This window comes from Chitinophaga sp., assembly GCF_035761305.1.
In the GTDB taxonomy this organism is placed as follows: Bacteria; Bacteroidota; Bacteroidia; order Chitinophagales; family Chitinophagaceae; genus Chitinophaga.
Map to the genome: position 1 here is coordinate 17,240 of NZ_DASTRI010000174.1, position 20,413 is coordinate 37,652.

General features: G+C 50.6%; 16 protein-coding genes. 5 read left to right on the top strand and 11 right to left on the bottom strand.

The window, feature by feature from the left end:
- Positions 1-8: 8 nt before the first annotated feature.
- Together VFS25_RS14870 and VFS25_RS14875 are read right to left on the bottom strand one after the other, a co-directional pair.
- Positions 9-3,272, bottom strand: a complete 3,264-nt coding sequence (locus VFS25_RS14870) for a carbohydrate-binding protein (protein ID WP_326462951.1) — start codon at positions 3,270-3,272, stop codon at positions 9-11.
- Positions 3,273-3,552: 280 nt separating this feature from the next.
- A complete protein-coding gene (locus VFS25_RS14875; RefSeq protein ID WP_326462952.1) occupies positions 3,553-4,008 on the bottom strand; it encodes a hypothetical protein in 456 nt (151 codons plus the stop codon).
- 325 nt (positions 4,009-4,333) lie between these two features.
- On the opposite strand from VFS25_RS14875, the gene VFS25_RS14880 reads away from it, so the two are divergent.
- Positions 4,334-5,071, top strand: a complete 738-nt coding sequence (locus tag VFS25_RS14880) for a class I SAM-dependent methyltransferase (protein ID WP_326462953.1) — start codon at positions 4,334-4,336, stop codon at positions 5,069-5,071.
- On the opposite strand, the gene VFS25_RS14885 is transcribed toward VFS25_RS14880, so the two are convergent.
- Both VFS25_RS14885 and VFS25_RS14890 read right to left on the bottom strand, forming a co-directional pair.
- Positions 5,039-5,566 carry a hypothetical protein gene (locus VFS25_RS14885; protein ID WP_326462954.1) on the bottom strand — a complete coding sequence of 176 codons (528 nt, stop codon included), beginning with the start codon at positions 5,564-5,566 and terminating at the stop codon, positions 5,039-5,041. The genes VFS25_RS14880 and VFS25_RS14885 overlap by 33 nt on opposite strands.
- 14 nt (positions 5,567-5,580) lie before the next feature.
- On the bottom strand, positions 5,581-6,618 hold the full coding sequence (locus VFS25_RS14890; RefSeq protein WP_326462955.1) for an XRE family transcriptional regulator: 1,038 nt from the start codon (positions 6,616-6,618) through the stop codon (positions 5,581-5,583).
- 159 nt (positions 6,619-6,777) lie between these two features.
- On the opposite strand from VFS25_RS14890, the gene VFS25_RS14895 reads away from it, so the two are divergent.
- Together VFS25_RS14895 and VFS25_RS14900 are read left to right on the top strand one after the other, a co-directional pair.
- The gene (locus VFS25_RS14895) at positions 6,778-7,407 is read left to right on the top strand and encodes a hypothetical protein (RefSeq protein ID WP_326462956.1); all 630 of its coding nucleotides are present in this window, start codon (positions 6,778-6,780) and stop codon (positions 7,405-7,407) included.
- A gap of 13 nt (positions 7,408-7,420) precedes the next feature.
- The gene (locus VFS25_RS14900) at positions 7,421-7,615 is read left to right on the top strand and encodes a hypothetical protein (RefSeq protein WP_326462957.1); all 195 of its coding nucleotides are present in this window, start codon (positions 7,421-7,423) and stop codon (positions 7,613-7,615) included.
- A 14-nt stretch (positions 7,616-7,629) separates the two neighbouring features.
- Here the strand turns inward: VFS25_RS14900 and VFS25_RS14905 are convergent, their stop codons facing one another.
- The 6 genes from VFS25_RS14905 to VFS25_RS14930 form a co-directional block, all read right to left on the bottom strand.
- Positions 7,630-9,099, bottom strand: coding sequence for a hypothetical protein (locus VFS25_RS14905; RefSeq protein ID WP_326462958.1), 1,470 nt, complete (start codon positions 9,097-9,099; stop codon positions 7,630-7,632).
- A complete protein-coding gene (locus VFS25_RS14910; protein WP_326462959.1) occupies positions 9,074-10,213 on the bottom strand; it encodes a hypothetical protein in 1,140 nt (379 codons plus the stop codon). The genes VFS25_RS14905 and VFS25_RS14910 overlap by 26 nt, the downstream gene beginning before the upstream one ends.
- A gap of 194 nt (positions 10,214-10,407) precedes the next feature.
- Entirely contained in the window at positions 10,408-12,708 is a 2,301-nt protein-coding gene (locus tag VFS25_RS14915) for a glycoside hydrolase family 3 C-terminal domain-containing protein (RefSeq protein ID WP_326462960.1), read from the bottom strand.
- Between the two features lie 16 nt (positions 12,709-12,724).
- Entirely contained in the window at positions 12,725-13,582 is an 858-nt protein-coding gene (locus VFS25_RS14920; RefSeq protein WP_326462961.1) for a sugar phosphate isomerase/epimerase, read from the bottom strand.
- A gap of 5 nt (positions 13,583-13,587) precedes the next feature.
- A complete protein-coding gene (locus tag VFS25_RS14925) occupies positions 13,588-14,427 on the bottom strand; it encodes a phytanoyl-CoA dioxygenase family protein (protein ID WP_326462962.1) in 840 nt (279 codons plus the stop codon).
- Positions 14,424-15,818 carry a sugar porter family MFS transporter gene (locus VFS25_RS14930; protein WP_326462963.1) on the bottom strand — a complete coding sequence of 465 codons (1,395 nt, stop codon included), beginning with the start codon at positions 15,816-15,818 and terminating at the stop codon, positions 14,424-14,426. Before VFS25_RS14930 ends, VFS25_RS14925 begins: the two co-directional genes overlap by 4 nt.
- An 848-nt stretch (positions 15,819-16,666) precedes the next feature.
- Here VFS25_RS14930 and VFS25_RS14935 point away from each other — a divergent pair.
- Entirely contained in the window at positions 16,667-17,497 is an 831-nt protein-coding gene (locus tag VFS25_RS14935; RefSeq protein ID WP_326462964.1) for an AraC family transcriptional regulator, read from the top strand.
- A 168-nt stretch (positions 17,498-17,665) separates the two neighbouring features.
- Here VFS25_RS14935 and VFS25_RS14940 read toward each other — a convergent pair whose 3' ends face one another.
- The gene (locus VFS25_RS14940; protein ID WP_326462965.1) at positions 17,666-18,424 is read right to left on the bottom strand and encodes a hypothetical protein; all 759 of its coding nucleotides are present in this window, start codon (positions 18,422-18,424) and stop codon (positions 17,666-17,668) included.
- Positions 18,425-18,771: 347 nt separating this feature from the next.
- Between VFS25_RS14940 and VFS25_RS14945 the strand changes: the two genes are divergently transcribed.
- Positions 18,772-20,413: AAA family ATPase (locus VFS25_RS14945; RefSeq protein WP_326462966.1), on the top strand; the 1,642-nt coding region annotated here is incomplete at its 3' end.

Genomic DNA, 20,413 nt, shown 5'->3' on the forward strand with positions numbered 1-20,413 from the left:
ATTTATTCTTAATTATTAATTATAACCGCCTCCGATGCGGGGCCTTCGTAACCATTCTTATCTACAGCGGCAATGCGGTAATACCAGCTGCCCTGCAGGGGCTGCGCCAGCAGGTTTTCGCCGTTGTCGGTGAAGGTGAGGGCGGCATCTGCGGCCATGTAGGTAAGCAGGTTATCGGGGCCGGGGGTAAAGTCATTCTGCTGCGAACGGTAAATGTGATAGTAAGCCGCATCGCTTACCGGCTGCCAGGTGAGCGACTGCTGCTGCGTTTGCACTTCAGGGGCGGCTAACGGTGCGGCAGTGGCATTGAACGGCTCCTGCATGAGCGACAGCGGATGCGCCGGCGCATCGGCGGGGAATACAGACTGGTTGGCGCCGTCGGTGGCGGTGATGTAGTATTCAAGGCCATCGGCAGTGATCCCGTTTGCGGGGATAACGGCGGTGAACACGGCTTTTACGCGGCGTGTCATGTGCAGCTGCTGCCAGTTATGCGCACCAGGTACGCGATAGTAAAGGTTGGCCATCAGCAGCTCATGGGCGCGGCCGTCGAGCAGGCGGGCCTTGATCCACAAGGGCTGGCCGGGAAGCAGGGTGGTGGGGGGAGAGATCACCACTATCTGCGGGGGCGTGCTGTCGGCGCTGCCGGCAGCGCAGTAGGCGGGTACCGAAGGTACGGACTCCATATCATCCCAGCGGATGCTGCGCACCTGGTAGTACGCTATGCCGCCGGCGTTATCTTCATAGCTGCGGGCATCCGCGGGCAGGGGCCTGGTGGTAATGCGCTCGCCGTTGCGGTATACCACAAAGCCTCTTGAGCCGGGGCGGGGCATATCCCAGGTAAGCAGGGCGCCGTTCATGGTGCCTTTTACCTGCAGGTTTTCCGGGGCCGGCGCGCCGTAGGCGTTGAGCAGGCGGCGGCTGATCTCGGGCATGTAGTTCTTTTGTATAAAACGGTTCTGCATGCTTACCACATTGCCTAATGACGACAGGTCTGTTACGCGGCCGTTGAAGTTGTGCACCCAGGAGGCAACAACAGGCGTGATATTCCACTTGGGCTCATTAAAGTGCAGGTTCAGCTGAATGTGGTTCTGCTCTGCGCCTATCCGGCAGCGGAGCAGCCGCAGGCGGTATTGCTGCCCGGGATCACCGGCGGCAGCGATGGTGTTATCCAGCACGGTCAGCTGCTCAGCGGCTTTGCTAAGCTCATTTTTTGCCATGGCAACATCGGCCTTATATACTGCATTGGCATCCGGCTCGCGGTACACCAGGTATATGGAGTGTTTGCCAGGTGCGGGAATGATGTTGGTTTGCACGCTGGTCCAGTTGAGCCAGTCGCCCGTGGGCTGCACCTGTGCTTCGCCTATTTTGGGACCGTCGGGCGCGTTGAGGTGGATCTCTATACGGCCGCCGCTGCCCATAGAGGCTACACGGGCCTGGAACTTCGTCCATCCCGGATCAAACTCCAGCTCCTTATAGGCCGTCCATGAACCCCGGCGTATGTAACCCACGCAGCTGCTGTCGGACGAGATAGCTACTGTGCGCACCACATTATTCTGCGTATAGTTGGCAGCGGCTGTAACAAACTCGCGCGCATTATCTCCCGTAAGGCGGAAAGAGAGCACATTAAACAGGTAGCTTTCCTGGTTTTCCACATCGCCCACCATAAAAGGAGGCGTGCCCCTGCATTCGCTGAAGTTGCTGGCGTACGGTTCGTTCTGGTTGATGATGGGCGTTATTGCAGCGGCAGCAGCCTTACCATACTGCTGCGCTGCAAAACGGCCATAAACTGTTTCAGCGTCCTTCAACTCCTGCTTGTCGTCCCAGGGCGCGCGGGACATATACCACATTTTGGCTTTTACGGCGTCTGTAATACGCCAGGTAAGGGAGTAAAAGCCTTTCATGTTGGGGGCACGCTCTTTCCATGCTTTAATGGTGTTAGAGAGGTCCATGTTATAGGGATAATAGTATACAGAGCTGTTGAAGTCCCTTTCCAGCCAGGGACAGCCCCAGTACTCACGTTTGCCGTAAATGCTGCCGTTCTCGAACCCGTCGGAATAATAGGAGATGGGCGCGCAGATCACATCTTCGGGCAGGGTAGCGGTGTTTTCCGGCTCCAGCCCCCAACCTGCTACTGCTATGCGTGTGTGCGGGCTGGCCTGTTTAAGTCCGTTGTAAAAGCCGTCGAAGATGGTGCGCCATTTCTGCCACTTTTCTTTGTCTTTTGCAATACCTTCCGACTGAAAGCAAAGCAGGTAATCGAGGTCGGGATAGTCGGTAGTGATCTGCTTTACCCGGGCTTCGACCACTTTGGGATCGTCGGGCTCCAGGCCGTAGCTGTCGGGTACCAGGTCTATATCCAGGCCCAGGCCTATGCGGATGCCCCTGCGGTGGGCATAGGCGATCACCCGTTTAAACTCGTTCACGCCTTTGCGGAACACCTGTTTGTTATCCAGCTTTTCATTATGCAGGGCGCAATCTGCCCCAAAATCGTAATCATCAAATAAGTCGGAGGAGCCAAAGGGATATTTGTTCACCTCCCATCCCGGAAAGGAGCCCCAGGCATGGCCGGTACGGGCAGTGGCCATCCACACGCGCGACAGCTTGCCATCTACCTCAAAATTGTGGAACATCTCGTTATGGGCTGCTTCGCCATTGTAGTTATGGATGTGCAGGAAGTTCATCCGCATGCGGGCCATCTGGTCAAGAATATATTTCCAGTCTTCCCAGGAGTACGACGTTGCCGACTGCGGGAAGTTGGTCCAGGGCAGGAAGCCGCGTACTTCCACCGCGGGTGTTTTTTCTTCATCCACGTTGGGCAGCAGGGTAGCAGGTTTATTTTCGGGGAATACATCGCCATCGAAGCTGAAGCTAATGCCTAAATGTTCTTCCAGCAAACCATACACGCCATACAGCACGCCTACGGGTTCATTGGCGGCAATCACGATCACATCTTTACCACCCAGCTTCAACTTTTTCAACAGGTAACTTTGGGATGCAGCAGGGACTTTTATTTTCCCTGCTGCGATGAGGCGATCAACCAATGCATGATGGCCGGGACGACCCAGGATAAAGCCGGTAAACTTTTTATCCTTATCAGTAATGTTTGGAAGCTTGCCGGACAGCTGGTAAATGTAGCGGGCCAGGTCCCTGGCGGCGTAGGTTTCCATTTCCGTTGGCTGCGCCGGGATGATAATATCGAGCTTTTGGGCGCTTAGCTCAGCGGCGAGGAATAAGGGGATCAATAAAGCGAATAACTTGCGGATCGATAACACGGAATTTGGTTTTTGATTTTATAAATTAGCTTGTTGCTTTGTACCTTCTTTGCTGCTGCTCTAATAGCTTTGCTGTAGCTTCAATGGCTTTTTAACTGCGTTGCATTCCGGCGGCTTTGCTTTCTCTACAGCTTTGCTGCTGCTTTCTCTACTGCTTTACAGCTTTTTCTACTGCTTTGCCGGCAGGTCCGGGTACGAACTGCGCCCGCCTGTGTGGACCGCTATCTGACAGGATCAAGCAGTCGGACAGGGGAATCTTATTGGGCCATTGCCGGTTGTGTCACGCCGGCCAAGGTTCGTAACCCGGACCTGCCGGCATCGCGGTGTGCAATAAAGGGCAGTAGCGCCTGGCTGTATGAATGTTGTTTTGAGTATAGATGTTGTTTGTTTTGTTTGCTTGTGTTGCTTGTTTTGGTTGCGTTGCTTGTTCGTTTGTGTTGCTTGTGTTGGTTGTTTTGGTTGCTTTTGCCCCATGGATTGATGGATTGCCGCTGGTTGATTGCCCGCCTGTTGATAATGCCGGATGATAATGCCGGATGATAATGCCGGTGGTTGCGCCCATGGATTGGTATTGGTTGATTGATACCGGTTGATTGATACATGCCGGTTTGTTGTGTGTTGTACCTGTTGATAGTGCCGGATGATTGCGCCGGTTGATTGCGCCCGTTGGCTGGTACCGGTTGATGGATTGAGGCAGATTGTTGGCCCGGGATGGTTGTAGTGTGATGCTTATCATGCGGCTTAAAAGGTAAAATTAAAGTGCCGGCAGGGCCGGAGGTTCCACTTTACTATTAAAAAACTAAACTATTTTAACGGGTTCATCCCGGTTTGCCCCGATGGATGCAAAGCCTTTTTTCCTCCCTGAAAGAGCTGTTTGTCTACTGCCGAAGCAGCCGATTCCATGCATCTTTACAACATAATACCTGTTAACCTTTATTCCCTGGCAACCAGCTTATGGTGATTGCTTTTAAGACCTGCTGCCTCCTTTAATACGGAGGCAGCATCCTGTTGTACTACTGTATTGGCAAACATATGTATTGTTAAACATAAAATTGTTGATCATGATCGATTCTCCCACCATGAACCCTGCGGAAGTAGGATTATCTACCCTGGAAAACCTGAGCGTTGCCGAAAGACTGAACCAATGGATGTTTGATTCCATACATCCATACGTGAAAACACCCATCCTGGAAATAGGCAGCGGCATCGGTAATATATCCGCGTGTTTTGTACAGCATAAAATACCCCTGTATGTAAGCGATTATACCATAGACTATTGCCGGATGCTGCAGCAAAAGTTTGCACAGCAGCCCCTCGTAAAGGCCGTGCTGCAGCTGGACCTGGCCACGCCCGGCCTGGAAAATACCTGCCCCCAGCTGGTTGGTCAGTTCAATACCGTATTTGCCTTAAATGTGGTGGAACATATAAAAGACCACCAGCAGGCCATTGCCAACTGCTACAAACTGCTGGCGCCCGGCGGACGGGTAATTATCCTGGTGCCGGCTTACCAAACCCTGTACAACGGGTTTGACCGCGAGCTGGAACACTACCGGCGGTACACCCGCGCTTCGCTGCGCCAGCTGCTGGAAAGCCAGGGATTTCATGTGCTGCGTACCTGGCATTTCAATTTTGCCGGGATATTCGGGTGGTTCTGGTCCGGCACCATTATGCGCAGGAAAACATTGCCGGCCGACCAGCTGAAGTTCTATAACAAGCTGGTGCCATTGTTCAGGATAGCGGATAAGGTGACGATGAATAAGGTGGGGTTATCGGTGATTGGTGTAGGAGAGAAAGGGTAGGCACCATTTAGCCATTCTTGAATTGCACTCGTTTGCAGGAAGGCGCCTGTTAACGCGTAAAAGGTGCTGCAGGAAGCTGCATGCCTGTTCCTCAGAGATAATACCATTGCTGACAAGGTCATCAAATAAGCGCAAAGTACCACAAACCTTTACGCCTTTCGCTTCAGCCATGGTCCTCAGTCTTTTATCGCCTGTCATAAGAAGAGCGCCTAGTTTATCTGCATAAAAAAAGGCTGACCAATCCTGTATAGACAGTCTTTCATCTTCCAGCGATAAAGACTGGATTTCAAGCAGCTCTTCTGCCGTTATGGCGATAACGGAAAATCTACCGGAATGAATATACGGTTGGATGAGGTCAACCTGGTGCTCGTATAATTCTGCCAATATAATATCCGTTGTTATAAACTGACAGGCAGCAGCAAGACAATGGTCGAACATTCCAATGGCCAATAAATCGATTAAGATATTCGCATCCTGAATGGCAATCTGGTTCATTTAGGGTTTAACTTTTATTCTTCAAAGGCATCCAGCTTTTCCCGGAATGCCGCCAGCTTTATGCCTGCAAGGCTGGCTGCTTTGCTCATGCTCACAATATCTTCGGCGGCCAGCCGGAAAACAAGGTGATCGAAACGGTATGATTTTTCTTTGCCGGGGTAGGCGCCTAAGCCTGATTCTTTTTTGTTTTTTGCCATAGACTGCCAGAAACGTACAGCAGCGGATTTGTTAATAATGCCTTTATGCAATGCCCGCATCATGATGGCCTGCACGGAGATGCCGAACTGCTCTTTTATGCTTACCAGCTCTCCGGGAGCAATATTGGTACGCTTTTTACCGATCAGGGTTTCCAGGCAATTACCCGGCAGCAGCATGGCGCCCGCAAATGCGTGGCAGATTTTTTCTTTATCGGCACCTTGCTGTATATTCAGCAGCAGATGGCCTAACTCATGCAGGGCAGTAAAGCGTTTGCGCTCTACGGTGTAGGCATTGTTTAACACCACTACCGGGATATTGCCCACGCAGGCGCTCAGGCCATCAAATTCATCGGGGGCGTCAATTTCCATTACCCGTATACCTTTGTCTTCCAGCATCTCTATTACATTCGGAATTGCATCGTAACCCAGATCCCATTTGGCGATTATTTTTTCCACAACATTATCAACATCGGCGGGTTGCGATACCGGTATGTTGCGCACGGGGTTATGAAAGGCGCTTTTGATATTCAGGAGCGCTTCTACTTCGAGGTAGCGTTCAAGAAAATGTTTCACCTTTTCTTTAATGCTTTCAATGTGCTTTGCAGATAACGCCGCCTTTTTCCTGAACTCAACGGCGGGCAGCTGTATGGAAGACGGCCGCATAAAATAGGCCGGCGGCACTTCCAGGGCTTTTGCCAGCTGCAGCAATACTTCGCCGGAAGGTTTCATTACACCTGCTTCATACTTGTTTAATGCCTGTTTGGTAACGGCATTTGCCATGCCATCTGCAAGATCCTGTAAGGACCATCCTTTCATTTTACGGGCAGATTTAAGCCTTTCGGGGAAATGTTCCATAAATAACAAGTTGTTGACAAATTTACAAAAAATAGTTGGTTTGTCAACTAAATAAAAAGTAACAAAAGGCAAGGGCATATTGCTTATATTGCCGCCCGAAGAAGGGACATCTCTATACTTTGCCGCATCTGCGGCTATTTAACCCGTAAAATTATACCTATGACCTTTACCGCCTTTTTAAAAGCCCAGCTGACAGATTTTGTGGATGTTTACGAAAAGTATTTCAAACAAACCTTTGGTATTGCCTGTATGTTTTCCGCTGTTTGCTTTGCCGCAGCCGCGCTGCTTTTTGCCTTCAGCAATTTTGAAAGGGCCGGGCTTTACCGTGTGATGGACCTGCTCAGCTATTTTTTCCAGCGTTACAGTAAGCCAAACGCATATATACTGTCGGACCTTACCAAAACAGTGTTCATTTACCTGGTGTCTTTATTCTCATTGCTATTAATAAAGCAGCCTGGCAAAGACGCTCATTCGAGAGTGCTGTCGCTAAAACATTTCAGGTATGTAACCCTGAAGGAGTTTTCCATGCTGACCTTATGCCTGGTGGTAGCATGTGTAGCAGATTACATCCTGTTCAGGGCGAGCGCCTTTTTAATAAACAGCTCCGAGCTTAACAGGCTAACGCAATACTATTACAGCTTCTTTTTCCACCTGAGGATCTATGCCCCGCTTTTTTTATTTGCCCTGGTTCTCCGCTTCTTAACAGCTGAGCAGCAAGTAAAGATCACGCTGCAGCAGCTGCTGTTCCTTTATGTTTCGCTCTGGCTGTTCAATGAATTTGCCAGGTGAAACATTGATATTGGTGCGGCAACATTTGCTGCAGCTGGTATTTCTCCCACTCAATGATATTATCCTGTATTATGCTTTTGATTGCCTGGCAGGCATTCCACTGATTGCATTCTATTTCCTGGGATATTACTCAGCCATATTTACACCATTACGGCTGGCGGAACAAACATTGCTGGCAGCAGCCATGCAGGCAGCTGACGAGCTATAAGCGGGCCGCTAATGCTACTCCGCTTCTTTCAGCGTCCTGCTTCTTAACAAATAAAACTTTACGCCCAAAGCGGCGCCGGTTACCTGTACCGGTTTGCGGGGAATGGTTACAGGAAATGCATGCTGGCCCAGGCGAAGGGTTTGCTCCGGTTTGTCATATGCCGGCTGCCCTATAAAGTAAAAGCCCTTGAACGACAGGCCAAACGCTCCCCGCGCCAGCCACAGCTCGTATGATGCAAAGCCGCCGTACAGGAAGTACGGTCTGGTGGCGAAAGAAAGCGTGCTTTCATAGCTGCGGTTTTCAGCGGCTACCGCTATTGTTACATCGTTACCTGGGAGGGGAAGCGCATACATAACGGTGGGCGCCAGCTGAAAGGCATGCTGCTTTTTATAGTCGGAGAATGCCAGCTGGCCGTACAGGCCCCAATGGTTTTGCTGCGTGGCGGTAACCCTAAGCCCGTTATAGCTGAGCTGCGCTTCATGCAAAAAGCCGGATGTGGCCTGGTAAAGATAGTCCGGGTGCTGCCGGTTGCGGATCAGCATGCCGCCTGCACCTACTGCCAGCACTTTAATAAAATGAAAGGTAAGCGCCGCGTTGGCCACCAGTCCATTCGTATATATATTCCCTTTGTATTGCAGGTTGCTGCTGCCTGTAAAGCTGCCGTTATTGTAAGCGGTGTTGGCGAGGTTGAGCGTCCAGCCGGCATCGAGGTTGAGCATGAGGCCCAGGCAGGCATCGCTTTGGCTGCTGCTGCGCCTTGCATAGGCTGTGGAGGATGGCGGGTTATACATGCGGGCGGGAGGACGTTCAAATACCCTCCGGGCCATTGCAGGAGGGGAGGAGCGTGCTTCCTCCTGTGCGATAGCCGGCGCCTGTGCCTGTGTCTGTGCAGGCTCCTGTGGAGCAACAGCGGCGGTGGTGTCTGTGGCTGCAATGGCGGGCAGCTGCGGCATGGGATACAATGATGTTCCTGTAACCAGGTAGCCATCCGGCCCGTTTTCTATTTTCAGGCGGATGCAGGTATCTCTTTCCCGGGGCTTTCCATCTTCTTTATAGTGAAAGCTTCGTTGAAAATAGAGATAGCCATACCGGCTGTTTACCGGGTCGGCTGCATACAGTATTTCAGCGGCGGGCGGGAAAGTGAATACGGGATCTGTCCACCGTTTAACGTTTTTCCTGTCGAATAATGCCTGCAGCATCATTACGTAATCTTCCCTGTTCATGGTGTAGGTGCTGTGCCCCGGCACATACCGGATGTCGTTGGCCACTATCTTATCTCCTGCAAACAAATCAAGAAACGCCTGCACCTGGTTATTGCCCGGCATTTGCCCGTTGTTAAAGCTTTCGTAAAAAGCGCTGTAAGGCGCAAAAACAACCTTATAGATATTTTCCGGCACCGGCTGCGGGGCCTGCCGCGCATAGGCAGGCAAACTGCCGCATATGCATAGCACCCCTATGCTAAATAGCCAGTAAGCCCGTTGCATGGTTATACGGTTTGGTATTTAGTATATTCATCCTGGTTATTACCGCCACATAATCGCCTGCTTGGTTCCGGTAGCAGGATATGAAAAGCTCCGTAACGATGATGGCTGTAACAGGCACGCTGCTGTTTGTTTTCAGCCAGGCAATGGAGGTGCGGGGAAGAACAATCCTGTAACCAAATTCATTACCCGGATCGGGGGTGATCATTTTCTCCTGTATGATGGTGGGCCGGAATGCAGCTTTGGCTTCATCAGCGCCCGTGCTGTTTGCCTGTGTTACCAGGTTTTGCAGCCACTCATTGATGTTTAAGTCCCATTTTGAAACAGGAACGCCGATGCCGTTGGTGCTCACCATTGCATTTTGTTCAAAAGAGCGGAGCGCCCAGCGCATATCGAACCGGTGGGGTGAGCCGCAGGTGATGGCTTTAAAGATCACCAGCCCGGTTTGGTCTACCGCGGCCTGGGCGGCGCTGCACAGCTGACCCATATCCTGCACCTTTTCCCGGTTAACAATGCGTTGGGTGGTGTCTTCTTCCTGCATTTCAATGATCTGCATTTTGTCGGGCGGCAGTGAAACCGTTGCCTGCCCAAAGCCGGATTCCGTGTAGGTTACCTGTTGCTGCAGGCGCTGTTGCTTTAGCTCCTTCGTGTAGTCGTTCAGCTTCCTGCGGTAAGCTTTCCGGAAAACGCAGGTCCTGATGAAATTTTCGTCCAGTGCCGCTTCGGCCAGTGAGTCATAATGATTGTTTAAAGCACGGTTGCGGTCATACGGATTGTAATAAACCGGGCTTTCGTTGTACGGTTTATCCATTTCTTTAATAGACGCTTCCATTTCAGCTACCAGCTTGTCGTTTAGCTTAAAGGTGCTGCGGCTGAATATCAAAAGCACGACCACGACCAGGAATGCCACGCCGGGGCGCGTAGTATTGTGTTTGGGGAAGAGGCTTATGAAGAGGGTGATGAAACCGAAGAGGAATGTAAGCGCGGTGCCTATGTCCCGGAAATCGGGTATGAGGTCAAAAAAAGTTGCCGTGCAAAGCGTAAAAAATATGATGCACAATATCCAATAAGCCACTGTTGACAGCCGGCCAGGCCTGTTTTTTTGAGCCGTACTCATAACATCTGATTAACACAATGCAAGACTACTCCTGTTTATTGGTTTGCCGTGGCAAGCCGGCCGTTGTATGAGAGAGCGGCTACTGATACCAGTTACAGGTATACGGGCAAAATTTCCAATGATTGGTTGTGTGTCTGCTTCTACATAATATTACACGATTTTGATCCTGATGTACTACCTGATCTTCTTATTATTTATTCTACACTTATATTTGCTGTTTGCACCTCCGTACTTCCCGGCCCTGTCATTACCTCTACCACTCCTGGTTCTACGCCGTACTGCATGTCCTTATTCCAATACGCTATTTTAGAGCGGTCTAATTTAAACGCCACTGTTTTGGTTTCACCCGGCTGCAGCGGGATGCGGGCAAAATCCTTCAGCTCTTTTACCGGCCTGGTAACCGTGGCGATCTTTTTATGAACATAGAGCTGCACAATTTCATCGCCGGCACGGCGGCCGGTGTTGGTAACATTTACGGTAACGGTTACACTGCTGTCTTTTTTCATTACCGGGGATGATACCTTTGGCGCACTGTAGCGGAAAGTGGTATAGCTTAGCCCATAGCCGAAGGGGTACAGGGGCAGGTTGCTTTCCCGCAGGTAGGGGAAAAACTGCGCGCTGGGCTTGTGGTTATAGTACACCGGTACCTGGCCCGCGGAGCGGGGGTAACTGATGGTAAGCTTACCCGAAGGATTTACGTCGCCAAAGAGGATGTTGGCAAAGGCATTGCCGGCTTCTTCGCCGGTGAACCAGCCGTCGATGATGGCAGGCACGTTTTGGGCGATCCAGTTAATGGCCAATGGGCGGCCGTGCGCCAGGTACACCATAGTGGGCTTGCCGGTGGCCATGATTGCCTGCACCAGCTCGTCCTGCTGGCTCTGGAGGTTTAAGTCGGTTTCATCGCCGGGGTGGTTGGCCCAGGCTTCGCGGCCCAGCTGCTCGTTTTCGCCTACCGCTACAATGATAAAGTCGGCCTGTTTGGCCACTTCCACTGCTTCGGCTATCAGGCGGCGGTTGGCTTCCGGCGCAGGGAATTGCGCCGTATCAATATACTGGTAGTTATTATGGCTGATGGTGTCGCCATTGGTGGTGAGCTGTACACCGGGGGCATACAGTATTTCGCATTGATCTCCTACCTTGTTGCGCAGGCCCTGTAACAACGAAACATTGTGGCGGGGAATGCCGGAATAGTCGCCCAGGTAGTTCACCGCGGCGCAGGGGCCTATAACGGCGATCTTCTTATATTGGTCCTTGCGGATGGGTAAAAAGTTGTTTTCGTTCTTTAACAGCACCATTGATTTTTCCGCGGCTTCCAGCGCCAGCTTTGTGCCTTCGTTGGTAGCCATAAGCTGTTCCGCCTTCTGCAGCGAGGCTGTGTCCTGTTCAAACAACCCCAGGTTAAATTTCAGGCGAAGCACCAGCGCCACGGCGCTGTCGAGATCTTTCACCGGCAGCGTTCCTTCCTTTACCTGCTGTTCCAGTGTGCTGTAGTTGATGCCATAGGGCAGATCAACCGTAACGCCGGCATTAAAGGCCAGCAGGGCGGCTGATCTGGTATCTGCGGCCACGCCGTGCTTTTGCCACAGCTGGTCAATGGCAAACCAGTCGGACACCACCACACCGTTAAACTTCCACTCGTTGCGCAGCACATCGGTGAGCAGCCATTTATTGGCATGCGATGGTATATCATCTACCTCGCAATAAGAGGCCATGAGCGCGGTTGGTTTGGAACGGTTAATGGCCAGGCGGAAGGATTCCATGTGTATCTCCCTCAGGTTACGGATGGAAACATTCGCAGGCCCCTGGTTGTTGGCGCCTTCGGAGCCGCCATGGCCGGTAAATGTTTTCAGGCAGGCGCCTACATGGCCGGGCATTACCCTGCCGTTGCCGCTGCCCTGGAAGCCTTTTACCACGGCGCTGCCCAATACGCCGCACAGGTAGGGATCTTCGCCAAAGGTTTCGCCGGTACGGCCCCAGCGGGGATCGCGGCATACGTCCACGATGGGCGCCAGCACCAGGTCGGTGCCTTTGGAGCGGCATTCGCGGCTGATGTAACCGTACACCTTTTCAATCAGCGCGGTGTCCCATGAGCAGCCAAAGCCGATGCTGTGCGGGAAGGCGTCGGCGCCGGGGGCCAGCAGGCCGTGATGGGCTTCATCCAGGAAAATTACGGGAATACCTAAACGGGTATTTTTCCGCAGCCATTGCTGCAGTGCATTGCGGCGGTGAATGGTTTGTGCGGCAGTGGCCTTGAAATCGGGGTTCATCATGCCCATGCCGTAGCGGAACATGGAGTCCATTTTAAAGGCGTTGGCCTGCATGGCATCGTCGATAACCGGGCGGCCGAAGTGCATGCTGCGTACCTGCGCTATTTTTTCGGGCAGCGTCATACGGGCCAGCAGGTCGGCCACGCGCTGCTGCACGGGCAGCGCGGTATTCCTGTAGGCCGGCAGGGACGCGCTTTTATTTTCCTGAACGGCCGGGGACTGGGCCATAACGTGTACGGATATATTACAAAGCAGGAGGAGCCATGTGCGCCTTAGATACCGATTCATTATCCAGTGAATATCTTGTTCTTAATAAATGCATCATATAACTGTTCACCTCCCACTGATCTGTAACCGCGCGGCCGGTGCCGGGCAGGTGCACCATGTAGGGAAACGGGCCAAACTCCGGGCTGATGGTTAATGCAGCGCCGGGGCTTTGCAGCGCTATGCGCTGCACCACCTTATCCCACCAGTGGAGGTGCCTTTCCAGGGCCTCCTGCCATTCGGCAGCGCGGGGATCGGGCACCTGCGGACCTTCGGGATAGCCTACACGGGCATGTATGTGCGCGGTGCGCTCAATGGCCAGCTGCATGGCAACCGGCTGATCATCCAGGTAGCTCTCCGCCACGCATACCCAGTGCGAAGCATCCAGCGTAAGCTGCAGGTGCGGTATTTTTTGGAGGTACACCTGCGTTACGTGCGCCGCATAGGAAAACTTGTTGCGGTGCGTTTCGTGCACCACGGGCACGCCGCTGGCAGCGGCGGCATCAATGAGCTGCCTGTTCTGCTCAAAGGAGAAAAAGTCTTTGCCGGTTTGTGAGTTCACCTTAAACGGCTTATAGGCTTTGATTCGCTGCAGCCAGGCGCAGTAAGCGTCGTAATGGGCGGAGAAATCGGCCGTATAGGTATCAAAGTGCTGGGGCAGCATCAGCAGGCCGTGTTTGGCGGCGGCATTCCAGGCGGCATCCAGCTCTTTATTGGTGGCGGTATGCGGGATGGCATATTCTATACCGTTGTAGCCTTCGTTTTTTACGTTTATGCAAAACTCCTCCCAGGAGAAATGCTCCGAGCCCCAGCGGGGACAAAAGAATTGAATGGACACAGGCATCATAAACCGGTTTTGATTTTGAGCACTTCGGGGCGCAGGTAAGGCTTGTTGGCGGCTACCGTGCCTTTGTAAGCATATGGATCTTCGCCGGCTACCATTACAATATCGCGGAGGTCTTCGGTGGGCGGCAGGTGGCCGTCCTGGTCCCAGGGCAGCATAGACTCCGCGCTCATATAATGGTTTACCAGCGCCGTACGGAAGCAGTCTTTCGTTTTATTGCGCAAAGAGCTGTGCAGCGTATAGCCGTTAAAGAAAACCACAGAGCCGCTTTTTACTTCCACCGGCATTTTTTCGTTTTCATAAGGGGTGATGTCGATGGTATCTACATCGGCATATTCCGGAGAGCTGTTCTTTACCCGCGGCATAATGTAGCCCGGCCTGCCGGGAATGATCCAGAGGCAGCCGTTATCTACCGTGGCATCGTCGATGGCTATCCATACGCCTATGAGGGATTTATCGCGCGTGGGAATGTAGTACTCATCCTGGTGCCACGACTGCCCCGCCTTGCCGGGCGCTTTCACGAACAGCATGGACTGCATGCATTTCATATTAGGACTTACGATCTGCGTAAGGATGTTTACAATATCCCGGTGAAAAAGGTAGTTGTATATCACCTTCGAGATCTTGTGCGGGAAGTGGATGGCCACGTATTTTTTGAGCACTTCATCGTCGGGCTCATTTTCATCTACCGATACCATACCTTCTATATGCCCGCGCTCACCACGGAATATGGCGGCGGTTTCTTTTTTAAGGGCCGCAATTTCAGCTGGTGACAGCAGGTTGGGAACTACCAGGTAACCCTGTTCCTGGTACTGCCGGATATTTTCCTGTGTGATCATGGTTGTTGTGTTTGAGATGGTTTGATAAACAGGTGCTCTATTTCTTCCAGGGAGCGACCTTTGGTTTCCTTTACTTTCAGCAGCATATACACGAACGCAATGGCGCACAGCACTGCATAGCAGAACAGGGTGAGGGGCGTGCCCAGGTGCTTTGTCATTACCGGGAAGCTGCCTGCTACCACAAAATCGGCCAGCCACAAGGCCAGCGTAGCAATGGACATGGCCAGGCCGCGGATGCGGTTGGGAAATATCTCCGACAGGTACACCCAGGTAACCGCGCCCAGGGTGCAGCCAAAAGCCGCTACATAGGCCAGCATACCAATGAGTACAATGTAATTGTCGAAGTATTTATACCGGAAGCACGTGGCTACAATAAGGAGCGTAATGCCCATTACACAGCTGCCGGCCAGCAGGAACCTTTTACGGCCTACCTTATCTACCAGGCCAATAGCGATGAAAGTGGCGATCACATTCACCAAACCAATACCAATGGTTTGCAGCATGGACGACGAGGTATTGAGCCCCATTTCCTTAAAGATAACCGGGGCATAATACAGGATGGCGTTAATACCGGTGACCTGCTGGAACACGGCCACCAATATACCCGTGACTAACACCGGGCGGTAGGCAGCCGTGAACAGCAGTTTCAGGGGGGTATCAACTTGTTGGTAAAAACTATTCTCGATGGCCATTACTTCATCGCCCGCAGCAAGGCTGCCGGATGTTTTGACCAGGATGCGCATGGCGTCTTTTTTACGGCCTTTTTTCATAAGCCACCGGGGTGTTTCAGGCACGGCCAGCAGCATGAGCCAGAACAGCAGGGAAGGGAACGCCTGCGAGGCAAACATCCACCGCCAGTTATTGGCGCCGGTACCATCTAACAGGTAATTGGATAAATAGGCCAGCAGTATGCCAAACACAATGGCCAGCTGGTAGCAGGCTACCAGCCGGCCGCGCCACGCTGCGGGCGCTATTTCGGCAATATACATGGGCGATACCATAGCGGCCGCGCCTACTCCCAAACCGCCGATGAAGCGGAATATGATCAGCGCATACAGGTGCTGTGAAAGCCCTGCGCCAATACCTGAAACCGCGAACAGCACCGCACAGGCCATGAGCACCGCACGGCGGCCGTACTTGTCTGCCAGCACACCGGCTACCAGCGCGCCTGCGGCGCAGCCGGTCAGCAACACGCTCACCGTCCACCCGAGGGAAAATTCATTGAGATGGAAGTAAGCCGTGATATACGGGATGGCGCCGGAGATAATTGCTGTATCAAAACCAAACAGCAGCCCGCCTAAAGCAGCTACGGCGCTCACCAGGATGATGAAGCGGTGATTTACCGGCGTTGCAATGGCCGGCGGTGTGGCTGGTAACGTGGAAACAGGCATGATTCAAATGTGCGGATGTGCAAATATGCAGCTATGCAAATGATTAGATTTGCAGCTATGCAGATTGCAGGTTTTTAATTGTTGGTGTTACGTTGATAAAGTTAGCGGATTGGGCAGGGGCGGGGTTCCATTTTATTATACAAAAAGTAAATTATTTTAATTGAGATCAGGGGAGGAAACGATAAATTGCACTAAAATAGTGCAATTTAGATGTGCAGATATGCAGATGAATGGAGAGGTGGTTTTAGCGTTTTTCCGGTTTGCTTCGCTTGAGTGCTTTTGCTTGAGTGCTTTTGCTGGTTGCTTTGCCCTGGGTTGCTTTGCCGGCAAGTCCGGGTACGAACTGCGCCCGCCTGTTTGGGGCGCTATGGGGCGGAGGCAAGCGGACAGGCAGCAGAAGCACATTGAGCTGCTGCCTGTCGTGTCACGGCGGCCAAGGTTCGTAACCCGGACCTGCCGGCTGCGCAGTGTGCAACCAGGGCCGTGTTGCCTGGCCCCATGAATGCTGTATGGAATGTAGTGGCACGTTTTCATTTGCGCATATTTATTATTTGCACGTCTGATCTGTGTTTATGCAGGGTGTTTGATCATCTGCACATTTGATCTGCATTGTGTTCATCATTTGAACGTTTGCATATCTGCACATCTGATCTGCATTGTGTTTGATCATTTGCACATCTGCAGGCCTGCATATCTGCACATCTGATCTACACATTTGTGTTTATCATTTGCACATTTGCACGTTTGCACATCTGCATACCTGATCTGCACATTTGTGTTCATCATCTGCACATCTGCAAATTTGCACATTTGCACATTTGATCTGCCCATTGTCTATGCGACCGCTGTTGCAAAAATTACCGCTGACGGAAAGCACGTCGTTTGTGGCGAAGACCTTCCGCACACCCCATTTTGAAGTGGGGTGGCACCAGCATATTGAGTATGAGCTGATCCTCTTTACAGAAGGATCGGGGCTGGGATTTGTAGGCAACCACGTAGGAGAATTTGAAACCGGCGATATTTACTTCCTGGGCGCCAACCTGCCCCATACGTTCCAGAAACGCGCGCCGGACCTGGTTACCAGCGCCGTGGTGGTGCAGTTCCGCGAAGACTTCTGGGGCAGCACCCTGCTGCAATTACCGGAAAGCCGTAACATCCGCCAACTGCTGGACATCTCTTCACAAGGACTGAAAATGCAGGCTCCCCTTAAACATACCCTTGCTCCCCTGGTGCAGGAGCTGGAGCACTGCAGCGGGTTTAAACGCATCCTGCTGTTGGGCGAATGCCTGGAAATGATTGCCGCACAGGCAGCGTATACGCCGGTATCTACCCAGCCAATCAAAACCTTCCAGCATAAAGACCGCGAAACCATGGACCGCGTGTTCCAGTTTACCATCGATAACTTCCGCGACCCTATCTCACTTTCACAAGTGGCCCAATTGGCCTGCATGAGCGTACCCGCATTCTGCAACTACTTTAAACGCAGCACCAAAAAAACCTATATCGATTTCCTGAATGAAGTACGCATCGGCTGCGCCTGTAACCTGCTGCAGGAAACCAAGAAAACCGTAGAGGCCATCTGCTTTGAAAGCGGGTATAATACCCTGGCGCACTTCCATAAGCAGTTCCATAAGATCAAAGGGATGACGCCGTTGCAGTACCGGAAGGCATTTGAGTAATTAAATAATGAATAATTAAGAATTAATAATTAAGGACAATTATGGCCCTGCAGAGCAGTGCATTGCCTGTTCCGTTTTTGTGGGAAGCGCCTTTGAAAATTATTGTGAATGCGATAATTGCGGATTGGATCACGGTGAATGGGTAGGCATTGGTGGCGATTATTATTGTTATTGGCTTGCAGCTTCGGTTGCGGCTTTGGGTAGGGTGGCGTCGTTCAAAGGAAGGAAGGCCAGCATGCTGGGATCTTTTTTAGGGCCGTTGCTGTTGTCGTTGACCAGCAGCACACCATTGTGAAATTTGACCATGCCTTCCCATACAACGCCGCATTGTTTGTTGGCAACAGGCAGCAGGTGCGATAGTTTGCTGGTTTGCAAATCAATGACCAGCAGCGAGGAGCAGGTGTCGTTCCGGTGCCGGTTATCCGTATAGCTGCTGCCAAGGCCTAGCAGCAGGTTATTATAAATACATACTTCTGGCAGCCGTTGCCCCACGGCATCGTTGATTTCAATGGCTTCATCACCCGAAAGATCCGCGTTTATACAATGCACCACACGCCTGCCGTTAAATGCGCGTTCAAAAACAGCCAGCAGTTTGTGGTCGTCTTCCAGGTACACCAGGCTTTCATAACCATCATTGCCGGCTGCGCCGGCCGGTTTGGAAATAGATATTGTTTGCAGGATATTGAGCTGCGGCATATGACCCGGTGCTGCTGAAAACAATGCTTTTATGATGTAGCAGCTATCGCGGTCGGCTTCAGCCGATAAGTAGGCAGTATCGCCGTTAACAGCAATAGCTTCCAGGCCATCATAGCCAGGCAGGGTGCGCATACGGTTGTAGAACGCAAGGCTATCCAGCCGGATGCTGTCGAGCTGAATGCTATAGCCGCTATCGGCCAATCCTTTTTCGATCTCAGTGCTATCTGCCATGAAAAAATAAGCCGGGTGAAAATCGCCGGCTACTTTGCAGGTAGGTACTATTAATATCTTGTTATGCCATTTGCCCAGCGCGGAGAATTCAAACCAGCTATTGGGCGGTGTTGGCAGGTGGATGATCTTTGGCGCCTGGTATTGGGCGTTGGCGGCGCTTGTGAGAAGAAGAAGGGTGTAGAGGAGGTAAAGGGGATTGGGCCTGGGGTTAAATTTGTTGGGAAGGTAGGGGATTAATGGTTAAGGATTACAGATGCGTTAAATTTTCATATATTTGATAATTTCTATACAAGTGTTATGTTTTACTTCAGGACAATGCAAAGTTAAAAGAATAAAGTAGACGCTAAATGAATTATTGGCATATACAGCTTCATCCCAACGATAAGAATACATTTTCTGAGGATATTGTAATCGGCATTCTTAAAGAAAAATCTGTAATTGGACTTGACGAATGGGAAGAGGGACAACAATCAATAGATCAGTTTAGGAATGAAATGCAAATTGGGGACATAGTAGTGGTTAAAAATGGATCGAGCCCGATAGCATTGGTGAAAGTTAAAGGTGACTGCAGGTTTGAAGAAAACGTTGATGAGAACTTTGATTGGTTTCCACACCGAAGGGAAGTCGAAATACTCGATTTTTACAAACAGGATTACAATTTCTCCATACCTCAGGCAAGAGGAACACTTTCTATTTGCAGGGACTTGACTAATGCTACAAGCAAAATAATAATAAACTGGCATATCATGTATATGACAAATAAGATTAAGGACGATAGTATAAATCTACTCAAATACAAAAATCAGATTATTCTGCAAGGCCCCCCGGGAACAGGCAAAACAAGACTAGCGAAAATAATTGCTGAAGACCTTATTAAATCAAGAGCAGTAGGAGATCCGGAGAGTATTATAGATGACATTGTTAAGAAATTCGACCCAAACGAGGAGGGTATAAAAATCTCAAGAGAGAACAATGAAAAGCTTCTCAATACTTTTTATGAGCTGTTTCCTAAAGATAGCCTTGATGGGCTTACTTTAGAAAGCTATTGTGCAGGTAAAGGAGATAGGGACAACTTTTGCTGGTGGATAGAAAGAGGGCTCAAACCTCTGGGCTATTATTTTCCGGGCAGCGCCCGTGCTTACCTGATATTCTGGAAGAAAGAGCTGGAGGACTATAGTAAACATGGATTTATAAAAGACATAGAGGATAATAACGAGGCGATGAAGAAAGTTGCTGATTTACTTTATGAGGTGGTTCAGACAAAAAAAACCGATACAGCAGTAGCATATTTTGGCGCTGGATTTTTGCTGAAATTGCTTAATAGCTACTATCCTGATGAGTATTTCCCTATAAACAGCGAAAGGATGATTGACAACGCATTGAAAATCTTCCGGGAAGATTTTCAGGGATTGGATGTATTTGAAAAGAATAAAAAATTAAACGAGATTTTTCTTAATAGAAAAAGGCAATTCAATAGTTCTATTAACAGTTTTGAATTTGCAAGGGTTCTATTTGAGAAATTCAATATAAAAACAGGAGAGAATGTGGATGTAAAAAATGGTATCGTGGCCAACGGAGAGTATGATGTTATTCAATTTCATCCAGGATACTCCTATGAGGATTTTGTAAGGGGAATTGTGGCTAAAACCACAGAAGAAGGGATTATTTCATACCAGGTAGAAAATAAAATATTAGCCGATTTTGCACAGAAAGCGGTAGATGATCCAAATGGTAATTATGTATTGATTATAGATGAAATAAACAGAGCTAATTTGCCGTCTGTTTTGGGTGAGCTTATTTATGCATTGGAATACAGAAGCCAATTTGTGACTTCAATGTATGAATATAAGGGGGAAAGAGAGATTATGCTGCCTAAAAACCTTTTTTTAATTGGCACAATGAATACCGCGGATCGTTCCGTTGGTCATATTGATTATGCGATAAGAAGGAGATTTGCTTTCATTGATGTATTACCTGACGAAAATGTTA

What these genes read in the sequence shown, in the direction of transcription:
- VFS25_RS14875 (WP_326462952.1), bottom strand. Translation starts at nt 4,008, where the DNA reads ATGATAAGCATCACACTACAACCATCCCGGGCCAACAATCTGCCTCAA.
- VFS25_RS14880 (WP_326462953.1), top strand. Translation starts at nt 4,334, where the DNA reads ATGATCGATTCTCCCACCATGAACCCTGCGGAAGTAGGATTATCTACC.
- VFS25_RS14885 (WP_326462954.1), bottom strand. Translation starts at nt 5,566, where the DNA reads ATGAACCAGATTGCCATTCAGGATGCGAATATCTTAATCGATTTATTG.
- VFS25_RS14890 (WP_326462955.1), bottom strand. Translation starts at nt 6,618, where the DNA reads ATGGAACATTTCCCCGAAAGGCTTAAATCTGCCCGTAAAATGAAAGGA.
- VFS25_RS14895 (WP_326462956.1), top strand. Translation starts at nt 6,778, where the DNA reads ATGACCTTTACCGCCTTTTTAAAAGCCCAGCTGACAGATTTTGTGGAT.
- VFS25_RS14905 (WP_326462958.1), bottom strand. Translation starts at nt 9,099, where the DNA reads ATGCAACGGGCTTACTGGCTATTTAGCATAGGGGTGCTATGCATATGC.
- VFS25_RS14910 (WP_326462959.1), bottom strand. Translation starts at nt 10,213, where the DNA reads ATGAGTACGGCTCAAAAAAACAGGCCTGGCCGGCTGTCAACAGTGGCT.
- VFS25_RS14915 (WP_326462960.1), bottom strand. Translation starts at nt 12,708, where the DNA reads ATGGCCCAGTCCCCGGCCGTTCAGGAAAATAAAAGCGCGTCCCTGCCG.
- VFS25_RS14925 (WP_326462962.1), bottom strand. Translation starts at nt 14,427, where the DNA reads ATGATCACACAGGAAAATATCCGGCAGTACCAGGAACAGGGTTACCTG.
- VFS25_RS14930 (WP_326462963.1), bottom strand. Translation starts at nt 15,818, where the DNA reads ATGCCTGTTTCCACGTTACCAGCCACACCGCCGGCCATTGCAACGCCG.
- VFS25_RS14940 (WP_326462965.1), bottom strand. Translation starts at nt 18,424, where the DNA reads ATGGCAGATAGCACTGAGATCGAAAAAGGATTGGCCGATAGCGGCTAT.